1 pseudogene is annotated in these 1,112 nt (G+C 54.6%); it reads left to right on the forward strand.

Features of this window, described 5'->3' with window-relative positions:
- Positions 1 to 1,049, forward strand: a pseudogene (locus tag HMPREF2781_RS05690) (IS1249 family transposase); the annotation flags it as partial.
- Positions 1,050 to 1,112 lie beyond the last annotated feature (63 nt).

The raw sequence follows: 1,112 nt of genomic DNA on the forward strand, positions 1-1,112 counted from the left end.
ATTGACTGGATTCTTTCCGGCGAATCCGCAGACCATTTAGCCAAACGCCTTGGGGTAACAAGGCGGACTTTGACCCGGTGGTTCAAGCTGCTGTGGTTTATCACCGTGCCCACGTCTACTGACCCCTATCGTGTTTACGACCAGGTCTTTATCGACGGCACCTATTTCCACAAGAAATGCCTGCTGGTAGCCTGCACCGAAACACACGTCATCGCCTGGCACTGGTGCCTGCGTGAAAGCTCATACGAGTACCTGAAACTGCTCGACAAAATCGCGCAACCACTCATCGTCACCACCGACGGGGCAGGTGGAGCGCTCAAGGCACTGCGCATTAAATGGCCCGACGTTGCCATCCAGCGCTGCCTAGTTCACGTCCAACGCAACACTTTTGCTGATATCAGCCGCAACCCGATTCACCCAGCGCATAAAGCAATCCGGAAACTGGGCTACATGCTCGTCCAAGTACGCAATCCCGACGATGCTGCGCGGTTTACAGCTGCAGTCCACCACACCCGTATTACCTTTGCTGATTGGCTTAAAGAGCGAACCTACCGCAGTGCTACACCTGCAGGCCAAGTACCGAAATGGGTCAGCCCCAACCAGAAATGGTGGTACACCCACCGCAACGCCCGCAGGGCTCTAAAGCGTTTGGAAAAGCTCATCCACGCAGGAAATTATTTACTTTCCTTGACCCGCCTGAAGGTGTCACACAGGCTTTAAAAGCCACCACGAACCTGCTGGAAGGTGGCATCAACAAACAGCTCAAAGACCTTGCAGGAAATCATCGTGGCATGTTCGATGAGCATCAGCGCATCACCATGGACTGGTGGCTCTACACCCACACTGAAGACCCTGTAGCGCCACTGGAGTTAGCCAAGCAACAAGACTTCGGACGCCAAGGAGAAAAAGCAGCACGCGCAGCCTGGGCAAGAGAAGAACTTAAACGACGAGGCCACCCAGACGGGCGACCTGCCACATTCGACACCCACATCGACAACGAATGGAACCCCAGCTTAGGCATAAGAAAAGGCTGGGCCGGACGCTCCTAAATCCACACGAAATGTCCCTTAGCGCGACACGCCGCAAATCCACACGAAATGTCCCTTAAGCCC

The organism is Corynebacterium sp. HMSC062A03, from assembly GCF_001811145.1.
GTDB classification, from domain to species: domain Bacteria; phylum Actinomycetota; class Actinomycetes; order Mycobacteriales; family Mycobacteriaceae; genus Corynebacterium; species Corynebacterium aurimucosum.